1 protein-coding gene is annotated in these 1,269 nt (G+C 67.3%); it reads left to right on the top strand.

Going from position 1 to position 1,269, the window contains the following annotated elements; translation table 11 throughout:
• The first annotated feature begins 83 nt into the window (after positions 1–83).
• Positions 84–1,172, top strand: coding sequence for an IS110 family RNA-guided transposase (locus NKH93_RS34205; protein ID WP_352475114.1), 1,089 nt, complete (start codon positions 84–86; stop codon positions 1,170–1,172).
• Positions 1,173–1,269 lie beyond the last annotated feature (97 nt).

The following is a 1,269-nucleotide window of genomic DNA, read 5'->3' as shown; positions in this document are numbered from 1 at the left end:
ACGGCATGATGGGGTGGACGGCGCCCGACGGCATCGGATGTGCCAGAATGAGTTCGTTGAGATCTCAAACAAGGGAGCCGTCCGTGGAACACCTTATCCGTATTGGCATGGATACGTCCAAGAGTGTTTTTCAGCTGCATGGTGTCGACGCTGCGGAGCGTTCGGTGCTGGTGCGTAAATTGCAACGGCGGGCGGTAGTCCCGTTCTTCGCCAAGCTTGCGCCGGTGAGGATCGGGCTGGAGGCGTGCGGTGGCTCGCATTACTGGGCGCGCACGCTGTCGGGGCTGGGTCATGAGGTGGTGCTGATCGCGGCGCAGCACGTGAAGCCGTATGTGCGGCGCGGCAAGCATGACGCGGCTGACGCCGAGGCGATCTGCGAGGCGATGAGCCGGCCCAGGACACGCTTTGTTGGGATCAAGAGCGGCGAGCAGCAAGCGGCGCAGATGCTGTTTGGGGTGCGCGAGCAGCTGGTGCGGCGGCGCACGCAGCTTTCCAACACGATCCGCGGCTACGCAGCCGAATTCGGCCTGGTGGCCGCACAAGGCCTTGCCCGCATCGAGCCACTGCTGGCCCGCATTGCCGGCGACGCGACGGTGCCGGCGCTGGCAAAGGAACTGCTTGAGACGCTCGGCGAGGAATACCGCGCGGTGTGCGCGCGATACGCGGCAATCGACAAGAAGCTGTTGGCCCATCACCGCAAGGACGAGACTGGACAGCGGCTGGCTGCGATGCCCGGCGTCGGGCCGGTCGTGGCGAGCCTGCTCGGCGTCAAGGTCACTGATGCGACAGCGTTCGGTTCGGGACGCGACTTCGCGGCGTGGCTGGGGCTGACGCCGAAGAACCATTCGACCGCCGGCAAGAACCGGCTGGGGGTGATCACGCGGGCCGGCGACGAGATGCTGCGGCAGGCGCTGGTGGTGGGCGCGACGGCCCACATCCAGCAGGTGCGTCGCGGCCGCGCCAAGGCCTCGCCGTGGCTGGCGGCGTTGATTGCGCGCAAGCCGCCGAAGCTGGCGGCTGTGGCGCTCGCCAACAAGACCGCCCGTATGGCCTGGAAGATGATGATCACCGGCGAGCCGTACCGTTGCGGCCTGGCGGGCAGCCTGACGCCTCCTCGCCGCCCTCAAGGCCGCTTCGCGCCGCCTACGGCGGTGGCCTGCGGCCAGCCCTGACCGCGGCTCAGCACGGCGCTGACATGCCCGGATAGGCCGCAACGGAGGAACACCGAACACAAGCTCTTGCAACGGAAGGAAGATGGCGTGATCGATC

Source organism: Mesorhizobium sp. M0954 (assembly GCF_040319155.1).
In the GTDB taxonomy this organism is placed as follows: Bacteria; Pseudomonadota; Alphaproteobacteria; order Rhizobiales; family Rhizobiaceae; genus Mesorhizobium.
This window is presented reverse-complemented; position numbering and strand designations above follow the sequence as displayed.